This is a genomic window from Microbacterium sp. F01 (assembly GCF_056156365.1).
The window spans coordinates 2,994,150-3,018,623 of the sequence record NZ_CM149592.1 but is presented as its reverse complement, the minus strand read 5'-3'; the positions used below and the strand labels follow the sequence as shown (position 1 = coordinate 3,018,623).

At 71.5% G+C, this 24,474-nt stretch carries 21 protein-coding genes and 1 pseudogene; 13 read left to right on the top strand and 9 right to left on the bottom strand.

The window, feature by feature from the left end; translation table 11 throughout:
* Together ACVN90_RS13875 and ACVN90_RS13870 are read left to right on the top strand one after the other, a co-directional pair.
* Window positions 1-3,948, top strand: a complete 3,948-nt coding sequence (locus tag ACVN90_RS13875) for a Pls/PosA family non-ribosomal peptide synthetase (protein ID WP_475098812.1) — start codon at window positions 1-3, stop codon at window positions 3,946-3,948.
* Window positions 3,906-5,279, top strand: coding sequence for a M1 family metallopeptidase (locus tag ACVN90_RS13870; RefSeq protein WP_475098811.1), 1,374 nt, complete (start codon window positions 3,906-3,908; stop codon window positions 5,277-5,279). Before ACVN90_RS13875 ends, ACVN90_RS13870 begins: the two co-directional genes overlap by 43 nt.
* Here ACVN90_RS13870 and ACVN90_RS13865 read toward each other — a convergent pair.
* The 4 genes from ACVN90_RS13865 to ACVN90_RS13850 form a co-directional block, all read right to left on the bottom strand.
* Window positions 5,254-5,796: a 4'-phosphopantetheinyl transferase family protein gene (locus ACVN90_RS13865; RefSeq protein WP_475098810.1), complete on the bottom strand. Its 543-nt coding sequence runs from the start codon at window positions 5,794-5,796 to the stop codon at window positions 5,254-5,256. The genes ACVN90_RS13870 and ACVN90_RS13865 overlap by 26 nt on opposite strands.
* A complete protein-coding gene (locus ACVN90_RS13860) occupies window positions 5,796-6,734 on the bottom strand; it encodes an NUDIX hydrolase (protein WP_475098809.1) in 939 nt (312 codons plus the stop codon). The genes ACVN90_RS13865 and ACVN90_RS13860 overlap by 1 nt, the downstream gene beginning before the upstream one ends.
* Window positions 6,731-8,893 (bottom strand): RNA degradosome polyphosphate kinase, encoded by a 2,163-nt coding sequence (locus ACVN90_RS13855; RefSeq protein WP_475098808.1) that lies wholly within the window; start codon window positions 8,891-8,893, stop codon window positions 6,731-6,733. Before ACVN90_RS13855 ends, ACVN90_RS13860 begins: the two co-directional genes overlap by 4 nt.
* Before the next feature lie 89 nt (window positions 8,894-8,982).
* Window positions 8,983-9,681, bottom strand: a complete 699-nt coding sequence (locus tag ACVN90_RS13850) for a response regulator transcription factor (protein ID WP_341997767.1) — start codon at window positions 9,679-9,681, stop codon at window positions 8,983-8,985.
* Window positions 9,682-9,823: 142 nt separating this feature from the next.
* Here ACVN90_RS13850 and ACVN90_RS13845 point away from each other — a divergent pair, with 142 nt between their 5' ends.
* The 4 genes from ACVN90_RS13845 to ACVN90_RS13830 all read left to right on the top strand — a co-directional run bounded on the left by ACVN90_RS13845 (window position 9,824) and on the right by ACVN90_RS13830 (window position 13,106).
* On the top strand, window positions 9,824-10,123 hold the full coding sequence (locus ACVN90_RS13845) for a hypothetical protein (RefSeq protein ID WP_475098807.1): 300 nt from the start codon (window positions 9,824-9,826) through the stop codon (window positions 10,121-10,123).
* 135 nt (window positions 10,124-10,258) lie between these two features.
* Window positions 10,259-10,861 carry a nitrobindin family protein gene (locus tag ACVN90_RS13840; RefSeq protein WP_475098806.1) on the top strand — a complete coding sequence of 201 codons (603 nt, stop codon included), beginning with the start codon at window positions 10,259-10,261 and terminating at the stop codon, window positions 10,859-10,861.
* A 14-nt stretch (window positions 10,862-10,875) separates the two neighbouring features.
* Entirely contained in the window at window positions 10,876-11,982 is a 1,107-nt protein-coding gene (ygfZ, locus tag ACVN90_RS13835) for a CAF17-like 4Fe-4S cluster assembly/insertion protein YgfZ (protein WP_475098805.1), read from the top strand.
* 11 nt (window positions 11,983-11,993) lie between these two features.
* Window positions 11,994-13,106, top strand: coding sequence for an FUSC family protein (locus tag ACVN90_RS13830; RefSeq protein ID WP_475098804.1), 1,113 nt, complete (start codon window positions 11,994-11,996; stop codon window positions 13,104-13,106).
* 18 nt (window positions 13,107-13,124) lie between these two features.
* Here the strand turns inward: ACVN90_RS13830 and ACVN90_RS13825 are convergent, their stop codons facing one another.
* On the bottom strand, window positions 13,125-13,943 hold the full coding sequence (locus ACVN90_RS13825; RefSeq protein WP_475098803.1) for a class I SAM-dependent methyltransferase: 819 nt from the start codon (window positions 13,941-13,943) through the stop codon (window positions 13,125-13,127).
* A gap of 70 nt (window positions 13,944-14,013) precedes the next feature.
* On the opposite strand from ACVN90_RS13825, the gene ACVN90_RS13820 reads away from it, so the two are divergent.
* Window positions 14,014-14,763 (top strand): phosphoglyceromutase, encoded by a 750-nt coding sequence (locus ACVN90_RS13820; protein ID WP_475098802.1) that lies wholly within the window; start codon window positions 14,014-14,016, stop codon window positions 14,761-14,763.
* 104 nt (window positions 14,764-14,867) lie between these two features.
* Here ACVN90_RS13820 and phoU read toward each other — a convergent pair whose 3' ends face one another.
* Window positions 14,868-15,548 carry a phosphate signaling complex protein PhoU gene (gene phoU / locus ACVN90_RS13815; protein ID WP_475098801.1) on the bottom strand — a complete coding sequence of 227 codons (681 nt, stop codon included), beginning with the start codon at window positions 15,546-15,548 and terminating at the stop codon, window positions 14,868-14,870.
* Between the two features lie 165 nt (window positions 15,549-15,713).
* Between phoU and ACVN90_RS13810 the strand changes: the two are divergent.
* Window positions 15,714-16,913 (top strand): annotated as a pseudogene (locus ACVN90_RS13810) (sensor histidine kinase); the annotation flags it as partial.
* Between the two features lie 320 nt (window positions 16,914-17,233).
* Window positions 17,234-17,917, top strand: coding sequence for a response regulator (locus ACVN90_RS13805; RefSeq protein WP_116196145.1), 684 nt, complete (start codon window positions 17,234-17,236; stop codon window positions 17,915-17,917).
* Between the two features lie 67 nt (window positions 17,918-17,984).
* Here the strand turns inward: ACVN90_RS13805 and ACVN90_RS13800 are convergent, their stop codons facing one another.
* Window positions 17,985-18,452 (bottom strand): DNA modification methylase, encoded by a 468-nt coding sequence (locus tag ACVN90_RS13800; RefSeq protein WP_475098800.1) that lies wholly within the window; start codon window positions 18,450-18,452, stop codon window positions 17,985-17,987.
* 145 nt (window positions 18,453-18,597) lie between these two features.
* On the opposite strand from ACVN90_RS13800, the gene ACVN90_RS13795 reads away from it, so the two are divergent.
* Window positions 18,598-19,080, top strand: coding sequence for a CarD family transcriptional regulator (locus ACVN90_RS13795; RefSeq protein WP_045298114.1), 483 nt, complete (start codon window positions 18,598-18,600; stop codon window positions 19,078-19,080).
* A 105-nt stretch (window positions 19,081-19,185) separates the two neighbouring features.
* The gene (ispD, locus tag ACVN90_RS13790) at window positions 19,186-20,388 is read left to right on the top strand and encodes a 2-C-methyl-D-erythritol 4-phosphate cytidylyltransferase (RefSeq protein ID WP_475098799.1); all 1,203 of its coding nucleotides are present in this window, start codon (window positions 19,186-19,188) and stop codon (window positions 20,386-20,388) included.
* 21 nt (window positions 20,389-20,409) lie between these two features.
* On the opposite strand, the gene ACVN90_RS13785 is transcribed toward ispD, so the two are convergent.
* Both ACVN90_RS13785 and ACVN90_RS13780 read right to left on the bottom strand, forming a co-directional pair.
* Complete coding sequence (locus ACVN90_RS13785) at window positions 20,410-20,877, bottom strand: GNAT family N-acetyltransferase (RefSeq protein WP_475098798.1); 468 nt, start codon at window positions 20,875-20,877, stop codon at window positions 20,410-20,412.
* 59 nt (window positions 20,878-20,936) lie between these two features.
* Window positions 20,937-21,869 carry a DMT family transporter gene (locus ACVN90_RS13780; protein WP_475098797.1) on the bottom strand — a complete coding sequence of 311 codons (933 nt, stop codon included), beginning with the start codon at window positions 21,867-21,869 and terminating at the stop codon, window positions 20,937-20,939.
* A 91-nt stretch (window positions 21,870-21,960) separates the two neighbouring features.
* On the opposite strand from ACVN90_RS13780, the gene cysS reads away from it, so the two are divergent.
* Together cysS and rlmB are read left to right on the top strand one after the other, a co-directional pair.
* A complete protein-coding gene (gene cysS / locus ACVN90_RS13775) occupies window positions 21,961-23,436 on the top strand; it encodes a cysteine--tRNA ligase (protein ID WP_475098796.1) in 1,476 nt (491 codons plus the stop codon).
* The gene (gene rlmB / locus ACVN90_RS13770) at window positions 23,436-24,425 is read left to right on the top strand and encodes a 23S rRNA (guanosine(2251)-2'-O)-methyltransferase RlmB (RefSeq protein WP_475098795.1); all 990 of its coding nucleotides are present in this window, start codon (window positions 23,436-23,438) and stop codon (window positions 24,423-24,425) included. The genes cysS and rlmB overlap by 1 nt, the downstream gene beginning before the upstream one ends.
* Window positions 24,426-24,474 lie beyond the last annotated feature (49 nt).

Below are 24,474 nucleotides of genomic sequence, written 5' to 3'. Positions count from 1 at the left end.
GTGATCTCGATCGATTCGCCGCCGGCCGTGCCGGCACCGCTGGATCGCATCGACGCGGCACCGGAGCCGCGCACGCTGCTCGACATCCTCCGCGCCACCGTGCAGCGGACGCCCGAGGCATCGGCGCTCGACGACGGTTCGGGAGCGCTCAGCTACCGCGAGCTCATGGCTCGTGTGTCACGCACCGCCGCCCTGCTGCACGAGGCGGGAGTTCGCCGCGGCGACCGCGTCGGGGTGCGGATGCCCTCGGGCTCGAAGGAGCTCTACATCTCGATCCTCGGGATCATCGCCGCAGGTGCGGCGTACGTCCCGGTCGACGCCGACGACTCCGACGAGCGGGCGCGGCTCGTGTTCGGGGAGGCGCACGTCCACGGCGTGATCGGCGAGGGCGGCGCGTACGTCCCCGCGGCGGCCGCGGACGGGCAGGAGCCCGCCGCGCTGTTCGGCGGCGCGGCGCCGCATCCGAGCACGCACGCGATCGTCACGGTGCCGCCGCCCACGGTCGACGACGACGCCTGGATCATCTTCACGTCGGGCTCGACGGGCGTGCCCAAGGGAGTGGCTGTCTCGCATCGCTCCGCCGCCGCGTTCGTCGACGCCGAAGCGCGCCTCTTCCTGCAGGGCGCACCGCTCGGCCCGGGCGACCGCGTCCTGGCAGGTCTCTCCGTCGCGTTCGACGCCTCCTGCGAGGAGATGTGGCTCGCGTGGCGGCACGGGGCGTGCCTCGTGCCGGCGCCGCGCTCGCTGGTGCGCTCGGGTGAGGACCTGGCGCCGTGGCTCATCCGCCAGGCCATCACCGTCGTCTCGACCGTGCCGACGCTCGCCGCCATGTGGCCGGCCGACGCGATCGAGAACGTGCGCCTGCTCATCTTCGGCGGCGAAGCCTGCCCGCCCGAGCTCGTCGCGCGACTCGTCGCCGACGGTCGCGAGGTCTGGAACACGTACGGCCCGACCGAGGCCACCGTCGTCGCCTGCGCGGCGCTCCTCGACGGCGAAGGGCCGGTGCGCATCGGCCTCCCGCTCGACGGCTGGGTGCTGGCCGTCGTCGACGGCGACGACCGGCAGGTCGAGCCCGGCGGTCTGGGCGAACTCATCATCGGCGGTGTGGGCCTCGCCCGCTATCTCGATCCGGTCAAGGACCTGGAGAAGTACGCCCCGATGCCGACCCTCGGCTGGGAGCGCGCCTACCGCTCCGGCGACCTCGTGCGCTACGAGCCGGAGGGACTCCTCTTCCAGGGGCGCGCCGACGACCAGGTGAAGGTCGGCGGCCGCCGCATCGAGCTCGGCGAGGTCGAGAACGCGCTGCAGGAGCTTCCCGGGGTGACCGCCGCGAGCGCCGCCGTGCGCACGAGCGACGCCGGCGTACCCGTCCTCGTGGGGTATCTCGTGGTCGACGGCGAACTCGACCGCGCCGCCGCCCGCGCGCACCTGGCCGAGCGCCTCGCCGCCGGCGTGATGCCGCTGCTCGCGGTCGTGCCCGACCTCCCGGTGCGCACCTCCGGCAAGGTCGACCGCGCCGCGCTGCCGTGGCCGCTGCCCGACCTCGACATCCCGCGGGCGGATCTGAGCCCCGACGAGGCATGGCTCGCCGACCAGTGGCAGGCGGTGCTCGGACTTGCGGTGCCGGACCGCAAGGCCGACTTCTTCGACCTCGGCGGCGGCTCGCTCGCCGCGGCGCAGCTCGTCTCGCGCATCCGCGCGCGCGTCCCCGACTTCTCGGTCGCCGACATCTACGACGTGCCACGCCTCGGGGCGATGGCGAAGGCGCTGCAGCCGTTCCTCTCTCGCGAAGAGGTGGGGGACTTCCGGATGCCGGAGCCCACGCCCCGCACCACGCAGTGGGTGCAGTCGCTTCTGGGCGCACCGCTGTTCATCCTCTCGGGCGTCCGGTGGCTTCTCTATCTCCTGACCGCAGGGGCGATCCTGCAGCTGTTCCCCGGCTTCGAGGCGCTGCCCTCGGCGCCGTGGTGGCTGCTCATCGTCGGCCTGGTGCTCTTCGCGACGCCGTTCGGCCGCATGGCGATCGCCGCGGCATCCGCTCGACTGCTCCTCGCGGGACTGCGTCCCGGCGACTACCCGCGCGGCGGGTCGGTGCACCTCAGGCTCTGGCTCGCCGAGCAGATCTCCGACCAGGTCGACGCGGTGGGTCTCGCCGGCGCACCGTGGGTGTCGTACTACGCGCGCGCCCTCGGCGCCCGCATCGGCACGGATGTCGACATGCACACGCTCCCGCCGATCACCGGGATGCTGAAGGTCGGCGATCGCGCGTCGATCGAGCCGGAGGTCGACCTGAGTGGCTACTGGATCGACGGCGACCTCGTGCGCATCGGCGAGGTGCGCATCGGCGCCGACGCCACCGTCGGCACGCGCAGCACCCTCGCGCCCGGCACGCGGATCGGCCAGCGCGCCGAGATCGCGCCGGGATCCGCCGTCTTCGGCCGTGTGCGGGCGAACCAGTCGTGGGCGGGCTCGCCCGCCGTGCGCGTGGGCGGCACGACCGAGGGGTGGCCCACCGAGCGCCCGCACGCCGCGCGCCGGTGGCTGTGGGCGTACGCCGCCTCGGCCGTGGCCCTGGGACTCCTCCCGATCGTGAGCTTCGCGGCAGGAGGAGTGCTGCTCGCGATCGGCATGCGCGGCGCCCCCGACCTCGCGAGCGCCCTCGGCGCGGCGCTCGTCTGGCTCGTGCCCGCGGTGCTCGTGACCGGCCTCGTCTACGCCGGCGCCGTCGTGCTGGGCGTCCGCCTCGCCGCCATCGGGCTCCACGAGGGCACCCACGCCGTGCGCAGTCGCATCGGGTGGCAGGCGTGGTCCACCGAGCGCCTGCTCGACTCGGCCCGCACCGTCCTGTTCCCGCTCTACTCGAGCCTGTTCACCCCGGTCTGGCTGCGACTGCTCGGAGCGAGAGTCGGACACGATGTCGAGGCATCCACCGTCCTTCTCATCCCCGCGATGACGCGCATCGAAGACGGCGCGTTCCTCGCGGACGACACGATGGTCGCGTCCTACGAAATGCGGGGCGGATGGCTGCGGCTCGGCGAGGTGCGCATCGGCAAGCGCGCATTCCTCGGCAACTCCGGCATGGCGTCGCCCGGGCACACCGTGCCGAAGGACGGCCTCGTGGCGGTGCTCTCGGCCGCGCCCGTCAAGGCGAAGGCGGGCTCGTCGTGGCTCGGCTCGCCGGCCACGCGCCTGCGGCGGCAGCCGAACGAGAGCGATGCGAGCCGCACTTACAACCCGCCGACGTCGCTGCGCGTCGCACGGTCGTTGTGGGAGATCTGCCGGTTCATCCCCGTCGTCGTCACATGCGGCGTCGGCCTGCTCGTCCTGTTCGCGCTCGCCGCGCTCGTCGACACGGTGGGGCCGTGGTTCACGCTCCTGCTGTCGGGCTTCGTGCTGCTCGCCGCCGGCGCGCTCGCCGCCGGCATCTCGACAGTCGCGAAGTGGCTGTTCGTCGGCGCGATCCGCGCGGGGGAGCAGCCGCTGTGGTCGAGCTTCGTGTGGCGCACCGAGGTGTCCGACACCTTCACCGAGATGCTGGCGGCGCCCTGGTTCGCGCGGGCGGCCGCCGGTACGCCGGCGCTCGCGGTGTGGCTCAGGAGCCTGGGTGCCCGCATCGGCCGTGGCGTGTGGTGCGAGAGCTATTGGCTGCCCGAGCCGGATCTTGTGACGCTCGGTGAGGCATCCACGGTGAACCGGGGGTGCGTCGTGCAGACGCACCTGTTCCATGATCGAATCATGAGCATGGACACCGTCGAACTCGAACCCGGTGCGACGCTCGGACCGCACAGCGTGATCCTTCCGGCCGCGTCGATCGGCGCCCACGCGACCGTCGGCCCCGCCTCTCTGGTGATGCGCGGTGAGAGCGTGCCTGTGGGCTCCCGCTGGAGCGGCAACCCGATCGGACCGTGGCGCGCAGTCAAGGTGCGCGCGTACCAGTCGACGTCGTGATCGGGCCCGATCCGTACACGCCGCGCAGCGGCGACGCCTCTTTCGACGTCGTCTCGTACGACCTCGATCTGCGCTACCGCGTCCACACGAACCGGCTCGAGGGCACCGCACTCGTCAACGCGGTCGCGACCCAGCGGACCCGCTCGGTGCGGCTCGATCTGGTCGGCCTGCGTGCGTCGCGGGTGCGGGTGGACGGCGACGCACGGACGAAGTTCGCACAGGATGCTGCGGGCCTGCGCGTCACGCCGCCGCAGGCGCTGGAGGTGGGCGAGGAGTTCTCCATCGAGGTGCGCTACGCGGGGGCGCCCCGGCCACGGCGCTCCCGGTGGGGAACGATCGGGTGGGAGGAGCTGGAGGACGGCGTGCTGGTGGCCTCGCAGCCGGTCGGCGCGCCGACGTGGTTCCCCTGCAACGACCGCCCCGACGACCGGGCCAGGTTCCGCATCGCGATCACGACCGATCCCGAGTACACGGTCGCCGCGACCGGCGTGCCCCATCCGCCCGTCCGCATCGGCGGGCTCACGCGCTGGGAGTTCGTGTCGGAGGTGCCGACGGCGACGTATCTCGCCGCCGTCCACATCGGCCCCTACCGCGAGAGCGCCATCGGACCGGTGCGGCTGATGGCTCCCGCGCCACTCGTGACCGCGGCCCGGCGGTGGTTCGCCGACGTGCCGCGCATCCTTGACTGCTTCGAGGAGGCGTTCGGGCCATACCCGCAGGAGGGGTGCACGGTCGTCGTCACCCCGGATCCCCTCGAGATCCCCCTCGAGGCGCAGGGGCTCGTGGTGTTCGGCGCGAACCATTTCGACCCAGAGGTCGCGCGCCTGGTGCCGCACGAGATCGCTCACCAGTGGTTCGGCAACAGCGTCGGTGTCGAGCGGTGGCGCGATATCTGGCTGAACGAGGGCTTCGCCTGCTACGCCGAATGGCTGTGGTCGGAGGCCTCCGGCGGGGCCGACATCGCGACACTCGCCGACGAGCACCACGCGCGCCTCCGGGCGCTGCCGCAGGACCTCGTCATCTCGGACCCGGGCCCCGCGCTCATGTTCGACGACCGGGTCTACAAGCGCGGTGCTCTCACGCTCGAGGCGCTGCGCCGCACGGTCGGCGCGGACGTGTTCGCTGACCTGCTCCACACGTGGGTGCGTGAGCATCGGCACGCGCTGGCGACCACGGAGGCCTTCCGCGACTGCGTCGCGCGGGTCGCGGGCGCGGCGGCGGCGGACCTGCTCGGCGACTGGCTCGACACCGCGGCGCTCCCGCCGCTGCCGGACCGGCTCCCGGCGCCCGCGATCAGGCGCTGGCTCAGGCTCCCGGGCTCTCGCGACTGAGCGCCGCGACGCTCACGAGGACGCCGGGCGGGCCGGGCACGTCCCACCCGGTGTAGACGTCGCCGTCGGGAACGGCCGCCGTCCATCCATCCGCCGCCGGCACGACGTTAACCGTCGAGGGCTCGACGCGCAGGCCCCGGCCGTCGGCCTTGAGCGCCGCCTCGACGCGCACCCAGTCCCTGACGGTGGCTTCGCCGTCGCCGAGCAGCCCCGTCATGCCGGCCGCGTCGCGGCGCGCGTCGCGTTCGGGCTCGGCGTCGATGCCGAGGGCGGCAGCGTCCCGGGTCGCCGCCACGGCCGCGATCGCGTACCCTCCCGCGTAAGTGACGCTCGCGACGAACGGGGCGCGGGAGACCGACACCGGGCCGTGCGGTCCGCCGCAGCGGGGACACGGATTGCTCAGCTCGGCGCCGGCGGGCAGCATCCCCGACAGCAGTCTCCAGGCATGCTCTCGCCGGGGTGAGCCGGGCGGCACCTCGGCCCACGCGATGTCGACGATCGACGCGGCAGGCGCCATCACACCTTCGGCTCGTGGGTCTCGATCGTGACGATGCCCGATCCCGGGTTCTCGACCGACAGGTGCACCACCGAGAACGCGGCGGGCTCCAACGCCGAGGCGCTGCCGAGATATGAGCCCCGCAGCGTGCCGGTCGCCAGGGCGAGCTCGCTCAGGATGTCGGGGAGAACGGGCCCGTGGCTGCACAGTACGGCGGGCTTGCGTGAACGCACCCGCTCGCCGATCACCGTGCGCGCATCGGACTTGCCGTCCTCCCACGCATCCTGGCTGATGAGCTTGGTCGTGTCGATCTCGCGGTCGATCGCGGCCGACAGCGGCGCGACGGTCTTGACGCACCGGGCGGCCGGACTCGACACGATCCGCCGGACGCCGAAGGCGAGGAGGGGTCCGACGATGGAGGCAGCCTGCCGGCGGCCACGCGCGGCGAGCGGGCGCGCAGCATCCTTCCCCTCCCATTCCTCACGGGCGACAGCCTTGGCGTGCCGCAGCGCGACGATGGGGAACGTCCGCAGCACGCCCTCGTCGACCAGCCGCAGGAAGTTCTCCATGATCTCGGTGTCGACGGGGTAGCTGAGCCGCTTCAGCGCCTTCTTGGGCGACACCCATTCGATCGCCGCGATCTCTTTGTTCGGCACGAACGCAGAACCGCGGATGGCAGCATCCGTCGCCTCGGCAGCCCAGTAATGGACGATCTTGATGCGCTTGCTCGGAAGGTGGTAGCGCGACACCCCGACGGGCACGCCGAGCGCGACGCGGATGCCGGTCTCTTCGTGGATCTCGCGCACCGCCGTCTCGGCGAGCATCTCGCCAGGGTCGACCTTGCCCTTGGGAAGCGTGACGTCGCGGTACTTCGTGCGGTGGATCAGGAGCACGCGCAGCTTGTCGTCGACGACACGCCAGACGACGCCCCCGGCCGCGTAGACGGCCGTCTCGGTCATCGCACCGCCCGCGCCCGTCGGCGGCGCTGCACATTGACCATCGTGCGGTCCTGCAGATCGAGGAGCGGCTTGCTTCCCTCGTCCGCGTTGTGCCTCACCCATTCCCCGTCGGGGCCGAGGTGCCACGAGCTCGTCGAGTCGCTCATCGACAGCGTGAAGAGGTCGTTGATCTCCTTGACGTGCGCCGGCGTGGACACACGGACGAGCGCCTCGACGCGGCGGTCGAGGTTGCGGTGCATCATGTCGGCGCTGCCGATGTACACGATGGGATCGCCGTCGTTGTGGAAGACGAAGATGCGCGAGTGCTCGAGGTAGCGGCCCAGGATCGAGCGCACCGTGATGTTCTCGCTCATTCCCTCGACGCCCGGCTTCAGCGAGCAGATGCCGCGGACGCAGACCTCCACCTTCACGCCGGCCTGGCTGGCCCGGTAGAGCGAGTCGATGATCTGCTCGTCGACCATCGAGTTGACCTTGATGCGGATGCTGGCGGGCTTACCGGCCAGCGCATTGCGGCGCTCCTTGTCGATGAGCCGGAGGAGGCCCTTGCGCAGGTGCAGCGGCGCGACGAGGAGGCGCTTGAACTTCTTCTCGATCGCGTAGCCGCTCAACTCGTTGAACAGACGGGTGAGGTCGCGGCCCACCTGATCGTCGGCGGTGAAGAGGCCGAAGTCCTCGTAGATGCGACTCGTCTTGGGGTTGTAGTTGCCCGTGCCGACGTGGCTGTAGCTGCGCAGCACCCCGTTCTCCTCGCGGATGACGAGGGCGAGCTTGCAGTGTGTCTTGAGGCCCACCAGGCCGTAGACGACATGGACGCCGGCCTTCTCGAGCTTGCGCGCCCACACGATGTTGTTCGCCTCGTCGAAGCGCGCCTTGATCTCGACCAGGGCGAGCACCTGCTTGCCGGCCTCGGCGGCGTCGATCAGCGCCTCGACGATGGGGCTGTCGCCCGACGTGCGGTACAGCGTCTGCTTGATGGCGAGCACGTGCGGATCCTTCGCCGCCTGCTCGAGGAACGCCTGCACGCTCGTCGCGAACGACTCGTAGGGGTGGTGCACGAGCACGTCGCCCTTGCGGATCGAGGCGAAGACGTCGGGCCGCTCGTTGTTGTCGCCCGGTTGGAAGGCCAGCGCGGTCGTGGGCAGGTGCGGCTTGTAGCGCAGGTCGGGCCGGTCGACGCGCAGGTCGAAGAGGCCGCGCAGGTCGAGCGGGCCGGGGAGGCGGTAGACCTCCTGCTGGGTGATGTCGAGCTCCTTGATGAGGAGGTCGAGCGTCACGTCGTCCATGTCGTCGGTGATCTCGAGGCGGATCGGCGGGCCGAAGCGGCGCCGCAGCAGCTCGGCCTCGAGCGCCTGGATGAGGTTCTCGGTCTCGTCCTCCTCGATCACGACGTCCTCGTTGCGGGTGAGGCGGAAGGCGTGGTGGTCGAGCACCTCCATGCCCGGGAAGAGGTCGTCGAGGTGGTTGGAGATGAGGTCTTCGAGCGGCAGGTAGCGCACCGCACCGTCGACGGGCGACAGCTCGACGAAGCGCGGGAGCATCGGCGGAACCTTGAGACGCGCGAACTCCTGGCGCCCGGTGCGTGCACTGCGAATGCGGATCGCCAGGTTGAGCGAGAGGCCCGAGATGTACGGGAACGGGTGGGCCGGGTCGACCGCGAGCGGCATGAGCACCGGGAAGACCTGCGCCTGGAAGTAGTCGTACAGCGCCTCGCGCTCGGCCCCGTCGAGCGAATCGTACGAGACGACCTGGATGCCGGCGTCGGCCATCGCGGGCTTCACGAGCGAGGTCCACGCCTCGGCGTGACGCAGCTGCAGCTTGTGCGCCTCGGCCGAGATGTCGGCGAGCACGTCGGCGGGGGAGCGGCCCACGTTCGTCGGAAGGGCGAGGCCCGTGACGATGCGCCGCTTGAGGCCGGCGACGCGCACCATGAAGAACTCGTCGAGGTTGCTCGCGAAGATCGCGAGGAAGTTGGCCCGTTCGAGGGTGGGGAGGTTCGGATCCTCGGCGAGCTCCAGCACGCGCTGATTGAAGGCGAGCCAGCTCAGCTCGCGATCCAGGTAGCGGTGGTCGGGAAGCTGCGAGTCGAAGACCTCCGAAAGGTCGAAGTCGTCGTCGTCCGCATCGCCCAGGCCGGCGTCGAGCACCTCGGGTTCGATCATCCCTTCATCATTGCAGGGTGACGTGACGAGAGTGTGAACGAAGTGTCGCGCAGATGAACGGGCGGAGTGCGCCCGACGGACCGCGCCGATCAGGCGTCGGTGCGCTCGCGGGAGGCGGGCTCGGGCTCGTCCTCGTAGACGTTGAAGCGGTAGCCGACGTTGCGCACCGTGCCGATGAGCTGCTCCATGTCGCCGAGCTTCGCGCGCAAGCGCCGCACGTGCACGTCGACCGTTCGGGTGCCGCCGAAGTAGTCGTACCCCCACACCTCGCTCAGCAGCTGCTCGCGGGTGAAGACGCGCGACGGGTGCGTCGCGAAGAAGTGGAGGAGCTGGAACTCCTTGTAGGTGAGGTCGAGCGGACGCCCATGCACCTTGGCCGAGTACGACGACTCGTCGATCGTGATGCCCGAGGTCTGGATGCGCGTCGAGACCTGCTCGGCCGACTGGCGGCCGACGGCGAGGCGGATGCGGGCGTCCACCTCGGCGGGACCGGCGGTGAAGAGGATGACGTCGTCGACGCCCCAGTCCGGTGACACGGCGGTCAGACCGCCCTCGGTCACGATGAGCAGCAGGGGGGCGTCGAGGCCTGTGGTGTTGAGGATCTTGCACAGCGACTTCGCGCCGACGAGGTCGACGCGGGCGTCGACGAAGATGATGTCGGCGCTGGGGGCGTTGACGAGCTGAGCGGGCTCGGCGGGGATCAGGCGCACGCGGTGGCTCAGCAGTTCGAGCGAGGGCAGCACGGGGCCGCCTCCGTGTGTGGAACTGAGAACCAGGAGCTGTGCCAATGGATCGCCTTCCCGGCGCAGGGGGGTGCGCCGCGAACCCCAGTGTAGGGCGTGGGGAGGGGGCGATCGGCGCGCATGTCCTCCGCCGACACGCGGACCGCTTGCATCGCGCCGGGTGCGGCGCGCGGGTCCATGCGCGATGATGGGACGCGTGGCCGTGCCTGAACTCGCCCCTCGCCGCACCATCGGCGGCATCGTCGCCGTCTGGGTGCTCGCGGCGCTGATCGCGATCGTCGTCGGAGTGTTCGCGACGCCGGAGTGGCGCGCCGCATGGCTGGGCGTCGGATTGGGCGGATGCCTCATCGCGGGGTTCGCGATCCAGCTCTGGTCGGGTCGGTCCCAGGGATTCACCGAGCGCGTGGCGGCGAGTGTCCTGGGCGCTGCGGTCGTGATGGGCGTCATCAGCCTGGGGTTCGGTCTGGCCGCTCTCGTTCCCGGCTAGACTCCCTCGTATGGATACCGTCGCGCTCGAACTGTTCTTCGTGGGCCTGCTCGGTCTGGCGTCTCTGGCGATCGTCTTCGTCTCCGCCGTCGTCGTCAAGAACCTCTACCGCGGCCAGCGCTGACGGGCCCGGTCGTGCTCGACATCCCGACCGGCCTTCCCGCGGAGCTCGTCCCGCTGTCGTGGCTCATCGGAGTGTGGGAGGGCACCGGAGTCATCGACTACGGCGACCACACCTACACGGGCGAATTCACGCACCGCGTCAGCTTCAGTCATGACGGCGGTGACTACCTGAACTACTCGGCCGACGCCTGGCTGCACGACACCGAGGATCCCGAGAAGCGCACCCGTCTGGTGGCCGAGCTCGGCTACTGGCGCCTCGCGCTCACGGCCACCGACGCCGATGCGGGCCCGGGCCTGCTTCCCGCGCTCGCCGCTCCGGTCGCCCGCACGGCCGACGACATCGAACAGCTGCGCAACGCCGACGGCGGCTTCGACCTCGAGGCGGCCCTCGTGCACGCCGACGGCGTCAGCGAGCTGTACCTCGGCCAGATCAAGGGCCCCCGCATCGACATCGCGACGGACGCCGTCGTGCGCCCTGCCGGTGCGAAGTCGTACGCGGCGGCGACGCGCATGTACGGGCTCGTCGACAACCACCTGCTGTGGGCATGGGACATCGCCGCCCTCGGCTTCGAGCTCGGCGCGCACGCGTCCGCCCGCCTCGCCCGAGCGGAATGAACGGAAGTGCAGTGATGGCAATCCCGTTCGCCGCAGTCCCTGGTGCCGTCGTCGACGACACCGGACTGCTGCACGTCGGCAACCCCCTCGTCGAGCAGCGGCGGCTCGCCGCGGGCGCAGCTCTCGCGCCTCGCGCCGACCGCGCCGTCATCGCGGTCCCGGGCGAGGACCGCCTGACCTGGCTCGACTCGCTCTCGTCGCAGGCGCTGACGCGTCTTGCCGCCGGCGTCGGCACCGAGTTCCTGATCCTCGACCCGCAAGGACACGTCGAGCACGCGGCATCCGTCCTCGATGACGGTGAGACCACCTGGCTCATCGCCGACCGCGCCGACGTCGAGGGGCTGTACGACTGGCTGCGCAAGATGCGGTTCCGCCTGCGTGTCGACCCGCGCATCGCCGACGACGAGTACGCGGTGATCGGCGGAACCGCCGCGGCGCTCGAGCGCATCTCGCCCGCGACGCCCGCCGGGGTGCCCCTGGTGTGGCGTGACCCGTGGCCGTCGGTCACGCCCGGCGGTCACGCCTACGCGCCGGTCTACCCGCACCCGGGTGCGGATCGCGACTGGGCCGAGGCGATCGTCACGCGCGACGAGGAACAGCGGATCGCGGATGCTGCGGCCCGGGGCGAGCTCGAACTCGCCGGTCTCGTGGCGGCCGACGCGCTGCGCGTCGCCGCCTGGCGTCCGCGATGGACCACGGACGTCGACGAGCGCGCGCTGCCGCACGAGCTGGACTGGCTGCGCACCGCGGTGCACCTCGACAAGGGCTGCTACCGCGGGCAGGAGACGATCGCCAAGGTCCACAACCTCGGGCACCCGCCGCGGCGCCTCGTCGCGCTCCAGCTGGACGGTTCCGGCAGCGTGCTCCCCGAACACGGTGCGGCCGTGCGCCTCGGCGACACCGAGGTCGGCATCGTGACCTCGGCGGCGCTGCATCACGAAGAAGGCCCGATCGCCCTGGCGGTCGTCCGTCGCACGACGCCGGTCGAGGCGGCGCTCACGGTCGACACCGCCGACGGCCCCGTTGCGGCGGCGCAGGAGGTCGTCGTGCCGCCGGATGCCGGCGCCACGGCGAACGTGCCGCGCATCACGCGCCTGTCGCGCCGCACGGCGGCCCAGTAGAGGACCCGGCGGTGAGCGGCGACGGCGACTCCGCCGCGATCACCCAAGTGGTGCCCACGGGCTGGCGCGCCCGGCTGGATCTGCGCCCGCAGTTCTCGCGCGTGCGCGGTTCGGCGCTCGCGATCGTGCAGATCACGGTCGCGGCGGCCGCCGCGTGGGCGTTCGCGCACTACGTCATCGGACACCAGGCGCCACTGCTGGCGGCCACCGTGACGATCACGAGCCTCGGTCTCGTGCGCGACGCGCGCCCGCGGCGCGTGCTCGAGACGGTCGTCGGGATGCTGGTCGGCATCCTCGTCGCCGAGGGCTTCGTGGTGGTCGTCGGCCCGGGATGGTGGCAGTTGGCGCTCGCCCTCGGCGTGACGCTGCTGGTCGCCCGCTTCCTCTCCCCGTACCCGCCGTTCGCGATCATGGCGGGCGTCCAGGCGTGCATCGTGATGTCGCTGCCGGCGACCGAGCCGTTCTCCCGGCTGATCGACGGCGCAGTGGGCGGCGTCGCAGCCCTGGCGGTGACCGCACTGATCCCGCGCAATCCCCGCCGGGAGGAGGCACGCGACGGCCACGCCGTGTTCGCGGCGGCGGACGCCGCGGCGCGCACGATCGTGCAGGCGCTGCGCCGGGGCGATGCGCTGCGGGCCGCCCGGGGCCTTGAGAAGGCGCGCGCGATCGCGCCGCGTATCGACGAGTGGCGCGCCTCTCTGGACTCCGGCCTCGCCGTCGCCGGGTTCTCGCCGTGGCTACGACCCCAGCGCGCCGAGCTGCGCCGCCACCACGCGGTGCTGCAGGCGATGGATTTCGCCACCCGGAATCTCCGCGTGGTCGCTCGTCGCGCGGTCTACCTGTGCGACGACGGCCAGCGCCGTCCGGTTCCGGCCGAGGTGCTGGCCGAGCTCATGCGCGCAGCCGAACTGGTGGGCGAGAGCCTCGACGACATCTCGCTGCAGCCCGCCGCCCGCGAAGCGGTGCGCGCGGTCGCCGTTCGCCTGGATCCGGCGCAGATCCTTCCCGACGGTTCGCAGAGCGAGCAGAACCTCATCATCGCGATGCGGCCGTTCGCGGTCGACCTCCTGACCGCAACCGGCATGCCTTCGGCCGAAGCGCGTGCCGTGCTTCCTCGCGTGTGACGAACCCAGCGGGCCGACTCAGCTCGGAGCCACAGCATCCCACGGGACGGTGACCTCGCCGAGGCGCCACCGCGACCGTTCGAGGATCGGCCAGCCCGCGTCGGCCAGCGCCGACAGCGCCGTGCGCCACCGGTGCACCGGACCGAACGGCGACACGCTCGCCGCCCGCTCCCACTCCGCATCGAGGGCCGCCAGGAACGCATGCACGCGCTCCCCGGGGACGTTGCGATGGATGAGGGCCTTCGGGAGCCGCTCCGCGGCGATGGACGGATGCTGCAGTCCCGCCAGCCGCAGCGACACCGTGAGGGTGCGCGGCGCGGCGTCGGGGCCGATCGCCGCCCACGTCGCGATGCGGCCGATCTCGTCGCACGTGCCCTCGACGAGAAGTCCGTCCGGTGCGAGGCGCGCGCACATCGTCGTCCACGCCGCCGTCACCTCCGACTCGTCGTACTGCCGCAGCACGTTGAACGCCCGGACGACCGCGGGCCGGCGCGCGCCCGGGACGGGCACTTCGAACCCGCCGCGCGCGAACGACACGCGGGCGTCGGATGCGAACGACGTGCCGCCGGCGCGCACCTGCTCGAGCTGAGCGCGCGCCCGCGCGACGCGGGCGGGATCGATCTCGAGGCCCAGCACCTCGACGTCCGGCCGCGCGCGGACCAGGCGCGCGTACAGCTCCAGCGCCGTCACGCCGCTCGCGCCGTAGCCGAGGTCGACCACGAGCGGGTCCGCCGCGCGGCGGAGCGCGGGATGCCGCGTGATCCAGCGATCCACGCGCCGCAGCCGGTTGGTGCCGGTGGTGCCGCGCGTGATCTGCCCGACCGGTCCCCGCGCCATGCCTCCATGATGCCAGCCGCGCCTGTCACAGCATCCGGGCGCGACACCCGGCGCGGATATCATGGGGCGCATGACCGCGCCCTACACGCTGATCCTCCTCCGACACGGCCAGAGCGAGTGGAACAAGACCAACCAGTTCACGGGCTGGGTCGACGTCCGCCTCACCGACCAGGGCAAGGCCGAAGCCCAGCGCGGCGGCGAGCTGCTCGCCGAGTCCGGCATCCTCCCCGACGTGCTGCACACCTCGGTGCTCAGCCGCGCCATCCAGACCGCCGACATCGCGCTCGACGCGGCGGACCGCCTCTGGATCCCCGTCAAGCGCTCGTGGCGCCTGAACGAGCGCCACTACGGCGCCCTGCAGGGCAAGGACAAGGCGCAGACGCTCGCAGAATTCGGCGACGAGCAGTTCATGCTGTGGCGCCGTTCGTTCGACGTGCCGCCGCCCCCGCTTCCCGCCGACGACCAGTACAGCCAGGTCGGCGACCCGCGCTACGCGGGCATCGACGGCGAGGTTCCCGACACCGAGTCGCTCAAGATCGTCATCGACCGCATGCTGCCGTACTGGCACAGCGACATCGTCCCCGACCTGAAGGCCGGCAAGACGGTGCTCGTGACGGCGCACGGCAACTCGCTGCGCGGTCTCGTGAAGCACCTCGACGGCATCAGCGACGCCGACATCTCCGAGCTCAACATCCCCACGGGCATCCCGCTGGTGTACCGCCTCGACGAGAACCTCGAGCCCCTCGGCCCCGGCGAATACCTCGACCCCGAGGCCGCCGCTGCCGGCGCCGCCGCGGTCGCGAACCAGGGCAAGGCCTGATCCCACAGACGACGGAAGAGCGGATGCCTCCCCACGAGGCATCCGCTCTTCCTTTTCTTCGCCTTCGCAGCGGCAGCTCCCCAGCTGCGGGCCGCGTGACGGGCTTACAGAGCCGGGGCTACGACGTCGATCGTGTCGGTGCTGGACGTCCAGTCTCCGGTGGAGAGGTAGGCGACCTTCTTGGCGACCGACACCGCGTGGTCGCCGAAGCGCTCGTGGTAGCGGCTGGCGAGCGTGGCATCGACGGTGGCGGACGGATCGCCCTGCCAGCTGTCGCTGAGCACCTTCTCGAACACCGAGACGTGCAGCTCGTCGAGCTTGTCGTCGGCGTTGCGGATCTCGTCGATGAGGTCGCCGTCCTGCGTGCGCAGCAGCTCGGTGAGCTGGCGGGAAGCCTCGACGTCGAGCTCGCCCATCTTGAGGAAGGTGGACTTGAGCCCCTTGGGGATGGCCCGCTCGGGGAAGCGCATGCGGGTGAGCTGGGCGATGTGCTCTGCGATGTCGCCCATGCGCTCGAGGGACGCGCTCATGCGCAGCGCGCTGACGACGATGCGCAGGTCGCGCGCGACCGGCTGCTGACGGGCGAGGATCTCGATGGCGAGCTCGTCGAGCTCGACGGCCTTCTCGTCGATGACAGCGTCGGCCTCGATGACCTCCTCCGCCAGCGCCACGTCGCTCGTGCCGAACGCGCGCGTCGCCTTGTCGATGGCGATCGTGACGAGCTCGGAGATCTCGACGAGACGCCCCTGCACGTCCTCGAGGGACTGGTGGAAGACTTCGCGCATTCCGACGCACCTTTCATGGTTTGCGGGAGCTTGCGCCCGCGCCCCGCCGATTGTCGCCAGCGAAGGTTAACAGATGGTGCTCCCGTGGTGAACAGTACCCGGCATGGGTGCCCCCGTCGCCGTCGTCGTCCGTTTTCACGATGGGGGTGCCCCTACGCTTGAGGCATGGACACGACGCAGCTCGCGCTGCTCGCCCTCCTCGCGGGGATCATCATCGGCGGTTCGATCTCCGCCGTCGTCGTCGCGTCGATGCGGGCGCGCGACCGTGCGCACGCGGAGATGTCCGTCGAGATCCCCGACGGCGTGCGCGGCGTTCTCCACGGTATGGACGACCCCGCGGTCGTGGTCGACGCATCGTTCACGGTGCTGGCGGCATCCTCGGCGGCGGGCGCCTTCGAGCTGGTCGAGGGCGGCACCCTGCCCACCGACGAGCTGCGCACGCTCGCGCGCCGCGTGCGCACCAGCGACGCGGAGGTCACGGAGTCGAGCGCGACCGAGACGATGCGGCTGCGCCGCGGAGCGCCGCCGGCCGAGCCCCGCCTCGTGGCCGTGCGCGCTTCGCGCATCTCGCCCCGGCTCACCCTGCTCGTGCTGCGCGACGTCTCCGAGCGCGAGCGCGTCGAGGAGATGCGGCGCGACTTCGTGGCGAACACGAGCCACGAGCTCAAGACGCCCGTCGGCGCGGTGAGCCTGCTCGCAGAGGCGATCGAGTCGGCGGCCGACGATCCACCGCAGGTGCGGATCTTCGCGACGCGGCTGCAGGCCGAGGCCAACCGGCTCGCGCTGCTGACCTCGCGCATCATGAACCTGTCGCGGCTGCAGGCCGCCGACGAGCTCCCGCAGCAGGACGTCTCCATCGACGAGGTGGTGGCGTCGGCCCTCGATGCCCACGCGATCCAGGCGGACTCCGCCGGCGTCGAGGTGATGCGCGGCGGCGCACGCGGTCTCTACGTGCACGGCGACGCGCAGGTGCTGAGTGAAGCGGTCGGCAACCTCATCGCGAACGCCATCGCGTACTCGCCGCGAGGCTCGAGCGTCGGCGTCGGCATCAAGGCGGTCGACCGCATCGTCGAGATCGCCGTGACCGACCGCGGAATCGGCATCGCCGAGGGGGAGCAGGACCGGGTCTTCGAGCGCTTCTACCGGTCCGACCCGGCACGAGCCCGCCGCACCGGCGGCAGCGGCCTGGGCCTGTCGATCGTGAAGCACGCGGTGCAGCGGCACGGTGGCGAGGTTCGCCTGTGGTCGCGGCCCGGCCGCGGATCGACCTTCACGATCCGCCTGCCGCAGATCGACGCACCCGCCCTCGAACCGGCCCCCAAGCGCGGGCGCAAGAAGAAGCGGCCCGCAGCGGTCGATGGCGCAGCTGTCGAGGCGGCTGCCGTCCCGCTGGAGTCGCCCGCCGGGCCGGTGAAGGCACCCGTCGCCCCGGTCAAGGCGCGCGCCGCCTCCGTCACGGCGCCTGCGGGCCCGGCGAAGGCGTCCGCAGCTCCGGCCAAGCCGCCGGCCGCTCCGGCGAAGCGTCCCACCGCTCCGGCCCCTCCTGCCGCGCCCGACGCCGCCCCCGCGCCGAAGCGTGCTCCCGCGGCATCCGCTCGCCCGGCGAAGGCCGCCGCAGCAGCCAAGACTTCCGCCGGCCCCGCCGGTGGCACGAACCCCGCATCCGTCGCGAATGGAGACCCCGCATGACCCGCGTCCTGATCGTCGAGGACGAGCCAGACCTCGCCGACCCGCTCGCCTATCTCCTTCGCCGCGAGGGCTACGAAGTCGAGATCGCCGAGGACGGCCCGACCGCCCTGACCGCCTTCCGCGAGCGCGGCGCTGACATCGTGCTGCTCGACCTGATGCTGCCCGGGATGCCGGGCACCGAGGTGTGCCGCCAGATCCGGATCAACTCCGCAGTGCCGATCATCATGCTCACCGCGAAGGACTCCGAGGTCGACATCGTGGTGGGCCTCGAGCTCGGCGCTGACGACTACGTCACCAAGCCGTACTCCGCCCGCGAGCTGCTCGCGCGCATGCGGGCGGTGCTGCGCCGGTTCTCGCAGATCGACGCCGACCTCGAGGATCGCGTGCTGGAGGGGGGACGGGTCGTACTCGACATCGACCGTCACACTGTCGCGGTCGAGGGCGGCGAGATCAACATGCCGCTCAAGGAATTCGAGCTGCTCGAGGTGCTCATGCGCAACGCCGGCCGCGTGCTGACGCGCGGTCAGCTCATCGACCGGGTGTGGGGGAGCGACTACTTCGGCGATACGAAGACGCTCGACGTCCACATCAAGCGCATCCGCTCCCGCATCGAGAAGAACCCGGGCTCGCCCGAGATGCTGGTGACCGTGCGCGGACTCGGGTATCGCTTCGAAGGCTGACGCATCGCAGACACCAAAGAGGGCGCCCCTTCGCGGAGCGCCCTCTTTCGCGGCTGTGCGAGCCTGCTCAGGGAGCGAGCGGCGCGAGGTAGTCCAGAGTGCCGTCCAGCACGGGCACGGAGGCCAGTGCGCCCTCGGAGTCACCGGATTGGAAGAACGTGGTGACGTCGGTGCCGGGGAGGGCGTCGAGGTCCTCGACGAGCAGAGGCTCGTCCTCGTCGGAGCCGAGGCTCACGGTCGTGTTCGCGGGCACCCGTACGGTCAGCGTGGGGCCGCTCTCGCCGAACTCGATGCTCAGGGTGTGCGAGTCCTCGGTCTGGTTGATGAGGGCGGCGACGAAGTTGCCCTCGGAGCCGTCTTCGTTCGCAACGATCTGGGCGTTGCGCACCTCGATGGGGCCGGCCTCGTGGACGTTGGTCCCCTCGGCGGCCGAATAAGGGATCGTGGTCGCCTGCGGCGAGATCATGCTGCACCCGGTCGTCGTGAGGACGAGTGCGCCCCCGATGGCCAGCGACGCGATGAGGCGGCGATTCACGGATCCTCCATAAGACGGATGACGGTTCTCCAGCATTCTAGGGGCTCGCGATGGACCGCGCGGAGCACCGCCTCGGCCGGAGGGCGGAGAACCTTAGCGTATTTCGCCTGTGGTATCCTGGAGGTTGCCGAAAGGACATAACTCCATGCTTTTTGAGGTTGGCGAGACGGTCGTCTACCCCCACCACGGGGCGGCTACGATCATCGAGGTCAAAGACCGGATCATCAAGGGCGAGACGAAGAAGTACCTGAAGCTCAACGTCACGCAGGGTGATCTCATCATCGAAGTCCCCGCAGAGAACGTCGACCTGGTCGGCGTCCGAGACGTCATCGGCAAGGAGGGCCTCGACAAGGTCTTCGAGGTGCTGCGTGCTCCCTTCACGGAGGAGCCGACCAACTGGTCGCGCCGCTACAAGGCGAACCTCGAGAAGCTCGCCTCCGGTGACGTCATCAAGGTCAGCGAGGTCGTGCGCGACCTCTGGCGCCGCGATCAGGACCGCGGCCTGTCGGCCGGAGAGAAGCGCATGCTCGCCAAGGCGAAGCAGATTCTGATCTCCGAGCTCGCCCTGGCTGAGAAGACAGACGAGGAGAAGGCGAGCGTCCTTCTCGACGAGGTCCTCGCGAGCTGAGACTCCTGGAACGGCGCCCTGCGGGGCGCCGTTCTGCTGCCTGCGCCCGGTCCCGCACGGGCGGCCGTGCGCGGCGCCGCCCGGCGATCGCGATAGCGTGAACGGGTGAGCATCACTCCCGTGCCGCGCGTCGGCGTCATCGTCGTGGCCGCCGGATCCGGCACCCGCCTGGGGGCCGGAGAACCGAAGGCGTTCGTCGGCATCGACGGGAGCAGCATCCTGCGTCACGCCCTCGAGGGCGTGTTCGCCGCCCCCCTCGCGCAGGTCGTGATCGTCGCCCCCGCCGGGCGCGAGGGCGACGCTCTGAGCGAGGCGCTGGCCACCGCGGGGGAGCGTCGCGACCTGGTGTCGGTGGTCGCGGGCGGTGACACCCGGCAGGCCTCTGTGGCCGCCGGTCTCGCGGCCCTGTGGGCTGATGTCGAGGTCGTGCTGGTCCACGACGCGGCACGCGCCCTCACCCCCGCCGAGGTCTTCGAGCGCGTCATCGCGGCGATCGACGGCGGCGCGGCAGGGGCGATCCCCGTGCTCCCGGTCATCGACACCATCAAGCGCGTGGCGGGCGACGAGATCGTCGCCGCGGTCGACCGCGCCGAGCTCGCCGCCGCGCAGACGCCGCAGGGCTTCCGGCGGGACGTGCTCGATGCGGCATATGCCGCCGCCGCCGAAGACTTCACCGACGACGCCGCCCTGGTCGCGGAGGCCGGGCATGCGGTCGCGGCCGTGCCGGGGCATCCGCTCGCCTTCAAGATCACCACCGCCGCAGACCTCGACCGGGCCCGCCACCTGATCGCCGAGCCCGCGCCGCACACCGCCGCTCACCTCGGCCGCGGGCCGGTGCTCCCGCGCGTCGGCGTCGGCACCGACGTCCACGCATTCGGCCGCGAGGGCACGCTGTGGCTCGCGGGACTCGAGTGGCCCGGCGAGGCGCCGCTGTCGGGACACTCCGACGGGGACGCCGTCGCCCACGCGATCGTCGACGCGCTGCTCGCCGCTGCCGGTCTCGGCGACATCGGCACGCACTTCGGCACCGATCACCCCGAGTACGCCGGCGCGCACGCCGACGTATTCCTCACACGCACGGTCGCGCTCCTCGGAGAAGCGGGCTGGCGCGTCGGCAACGTGTCCGTGCAGGTGCAGGCGAACCGCCCGCGGTTCTCCTCACGCCGCGCCGAGGCCGAGCGTGCGCTGTCGACAGCACTCGGCGGTGCGCCGGTATCGGTGTCGGCGACGACGACGGACGGCCTCGGGTTCACCGGGCAGGGCGAAGGGGTCTCAGCCTTCGCGGTCGCGCTCGTCGTGCCTGCCTGACGTCGGACGGCCCGCGCAACCTCAGAGCGTGCGCGTCATGAAGACGGAGAACGGGTCGAGCGCGTAATCCCCGAAGGGGCCGCAGTACACGAAACCCTCGCTCTCGTAGAGGCGCTGGGCGGGGACGAAGTCCGCCGTGGTTCCGGTCTCGAGCCACAGACTCGACATGCCCCGTCGCCGGGCGTGCTCGACGATGTGGCGCAGCAGCGCGCGGCCGACGCCGGCGCCGCGGAACCGGTCGTCCGCGCGCATCGACTTGATCTCGCCCCGGTCGGCGTCGAGTGCCTTCAGTGCGCCCACGCCCGCCAGTTCGCCGTCGATCCACGCCGTCCAGACCGAGAGGGACGGATGCCGCAGCGCATCGATGTCGAGGGCATGCACGCTCTCCGGGGGAGACGTGTCGTGCATCCCCGCGAGATGGAGGGCGATGAGGCGCCGGGTGGCGTCGCCGGTCAGGTCGTCGGTGCGGATCTCGATGGTGCGCTGCATGTCGCGCCCAGTGTGCCACGCGCCGGTTTCGACCGTGTTTCCCGCCGCCGGCGGGTGCTTCACGCCTCGACGGCGTAGGGAACGGGGTCGCGCGGGGCGCGAGACCCCCACGCGAGGAGGGCGAGCCCCGCGGCGAGCACGACGAGTCCGACGATCGCCAGCGTCGACAGCCGCTCACCGAGCACGACGATGCCGAGCACGCTCGCCGTCAGCGGTTCGCCGAGGGTGAGGGTCGCGGCGGTGGCCGCGGTGAGCCCGCTGAGTCCCCAGGTGAACAGCACGTACGCGATCGAGATGGTCGCAAGTCCCAGCCAGAGCGCCATCACCACTCCCGAGGTCGTGCCGAGCCAGGCCACGTCGACGAAGGGGAGCGCGAAGGCGCAGATGACCGCGGAGCTCGCACCCATGGCGCCGACGACGGTGAAGGGATCCCAGCCGTCGTCGAGCAGGCGCCGCTGCGCGTTGGCGATCACCGCGAACGAGGCTCCCGCGCCGATGGAGCCGAGCAGCCCCACGGGATCCGTTCCGCCGCTCGCGCCCGCCTCGCCACCGAAGCCGAGCAGCACGACGCCGATCGTCGCGAGGGCGGTCGCACCCATCCACGTGAGTGTCGGCATTCGTCTCGTCAACGCCCATTCCAGAAGACCCGCGAGGATCGGCGCGGAGCCGAGGGCGACGACAGTCCCGACCGCGACGCCATTGCGTTCCGTGCCGAGGAAGAACAGGGGCTGGTACAGCGCGAGGCACGCGCCCGTGAGGACCATGAGCAGGACAGGACGCAGGCCCCACCGCGGGTGGGCCGTGCCTGTCGGGCGGCGCCGGGCATGGCGGGCGGCGAGCGAGAAAGCGATGATCGCAAGTCCCGTGCCGCCGATCACCATGCGCATCACGCCGATCGACAGGGGAGTGGTGCCGTCGGGGCCGAGCGCCTGCGAGGTGCCTGTCGTGCCGAACAGCAGCGCGGCGGCGAGGACGGCGAGCACATGCACCACCTGTTTATATCCGATTCGGCGCCCTCCGCCGGCATGCTCCACAGGCTCACACACTCAGGGTCGGTGCGGTGCCCGCCGGTAGGCTGGTGCGGTGACGGTTCAGCTGTACGACACCAAGGCGCAGACCCTGCGCGATTTCGTGCCCCTCGACCCCGGAAACGTCACCATCTACGTGTGCGGTCCGACGGTGCAGTCGGGTCCTCACATCGGTCACCTGCGCGGTGCGCTGAGCTTCGACATCCTGCGCCGCTGGCTCACCCATCGGTACGGCCGCGTCACGTTCGTGCGCAACGTCACCGACATCGACGACAAGGTGCTCGTGAACGCCACCGACGGCGAGCCCTGGTGGGCGCTCGCGTACCGCATGGAGCTCGAGTTCACCCGCGCGTACACCGCGATCGGCATCCTCCCTCCGACGTACGAGCCGCGCGCGACGGCGTCGATCCCGCAGATGCAGGAGCTCATCCAGCGGCTCGTCGAGGCGGGCCACGCCTACGCCGCGGGCCAGGACACGGATGCTGCGGGCGACGTGTACTTCGACGTCCGGTCGTGGTCCGACTACGGGTCGCTCACGAACCAGTCGATCGACGCGATGGAGCCGGCAGCCGACGCCGATCCGCGCGGCAAGCGCGACCCCCGCGACTTCGCGCTCTGGAAGGGCGCGAAGGCCGACGAGCCGGCTTCGGCGAGCTGGGCTTCGCCGTGGGGCGCCGGGCGCCCGGGCTGGCACATCGAGTGCTCGGCGATGGCGCGCCGCTACCTCGGTGCCGAGTTCGACATCCACGGCGGGGGGCTCGACCTGCGCTTCCCCCACCACGAGAACGAGCTGGCGCAGTCCACGGCGGCCGGCGACGGCTTCGCGCGGTACTGGGTGCACAACGGCCTCGTGACCGTCGGCGCGCAGAAGATGTCGAAGTCGCTCTTCAACTTCGTCCTCGCAGACGACCTGCTGCGCGAGCGCGACCCCCTCGTCGTGCGCTACGCGCTCGCCGCTGCTCACTACAGGTCGAGCCTCGACATCACCGCGTCGACGTTCGACGAGGCCGAGGCGGCGCTCGAACGCATCCGCACCTTCCTCGAGCGCGCGATCCGTACGCTCCGCACGACGGAGGACGTGCGAGTGGATGCTGCGGTCCCGGCCGCGTTCGCCGCAGCACTGGACGACGACCTCGGCGTGCCCCAGGCGCTCGCCGTGCTGCACGAGACCGTGCGTGACGGCAACTCCGCACTCGACGCCGGCGACCGCGACGCGGCGCTCCGGGCGTTCGCCGACGTCGCCGTGATGGCGGGCGTGCTCGGCATCGACCCCCTCGACCCGCACTGGCGGTCGACGGACGCCTCGGCCGAGGCATCCGCTCTCGATGCACTGGTCAAGACGATGATCGCCCAGCGCGCCGATGCGCGCGCGGCGAAGGACTGGGCGGCCGCCGACCGCATCCGCGACGCGATCGCGGCGGCCGGCATCGCCCTCGAAGACGGTCCCGACGGGACGCACTGGAGTGTCGCCGACACTCCTCGCCCGGCGGAGAGCAACGGACGGGCTGCGGCCCGCATGAAGGAGAACTGATGGCAAAGCCAGGGCGCCCCGGCGCCAGCAAGGGCGGCAAGGGTCCCACCAAGGGCTCGGGCGGCAAGAACAAGCGGTCCCTCGAGGGTCGCGGGCCGACGCCGAAGGCCGAGGACCGCGCGTGGCACCCGGCCGGCAAGCGCAAGGCCGCGGCTGAGCGGTACGCCGCCGCCGGCGGCAAGGGCAAACCGGGGCAGCCGGCTCCGCGCGCGTCGCGCCCCGCGAAGAAGGACGACGACACCGAGACGGTCACCGGCCGCAACTCGGTTCTCGAGGCGCTGCGCGCCAAGATCCCCGCGACCGCGTTCTACATCGCGCAGCGCGTCGAGATGGACGACCGCGTCAAGGAGATGCTGGCCATCGCCACGCACCGCGACATCCCCGTGCTCGAGGTGACGCGTCCCGAGCTCGACCGCATGGCCGGCTTCGACGGCGTGCACCAGGGCGTCGCACTCAAGGTGCCGCCGTACGAGTACGGCCACCCGCAGGACCTGCTCGAGCAGGTCATCGATTCGGGGCAGACCCCGCTGTTCGTCGCGCTCGACGGCATCACCGATCCGCGCAACCTGGGCGCGATCCTCCGGTCCACCGCCGCCTTCGGCGGACAGGCGGTCATCGTGCCGCAGCGCCGCTCCGCCAGCGTCAACTCGGCCGCGTGGAAGACGAGTGCGGGCGCGGCCGCGCGCGTGCCGGTGGCCCTCGCCTCGAACCTCACCGCGATGCTCAAGGACTTCAAGAAGCAGGGCGTGTTCGTGCTCGGCCTCGACGGCGGCGGAGACGTCTCGCTTCCGGAGCTGGAGCTCGCCGACCGTCCCGTCGTGATCGTGGTGGGCTCCGAAGGCAAGGGCCTCTCGCGCCTGGTGACCGAGACCTGCGACCAGATCGTGTCGATCCCGATCTCGTCGGCCACCGAGTCGCTCAACGCCGGGATCGCGGCATCCGTCGCCCTGTACCAGGTCTCGACGATCCGGGGCGCCCGTCCCGCCTGAGTCCGTTCCCTTCTGCAGAGCCGGCGCACGCCGGCGACACCCTACGTCG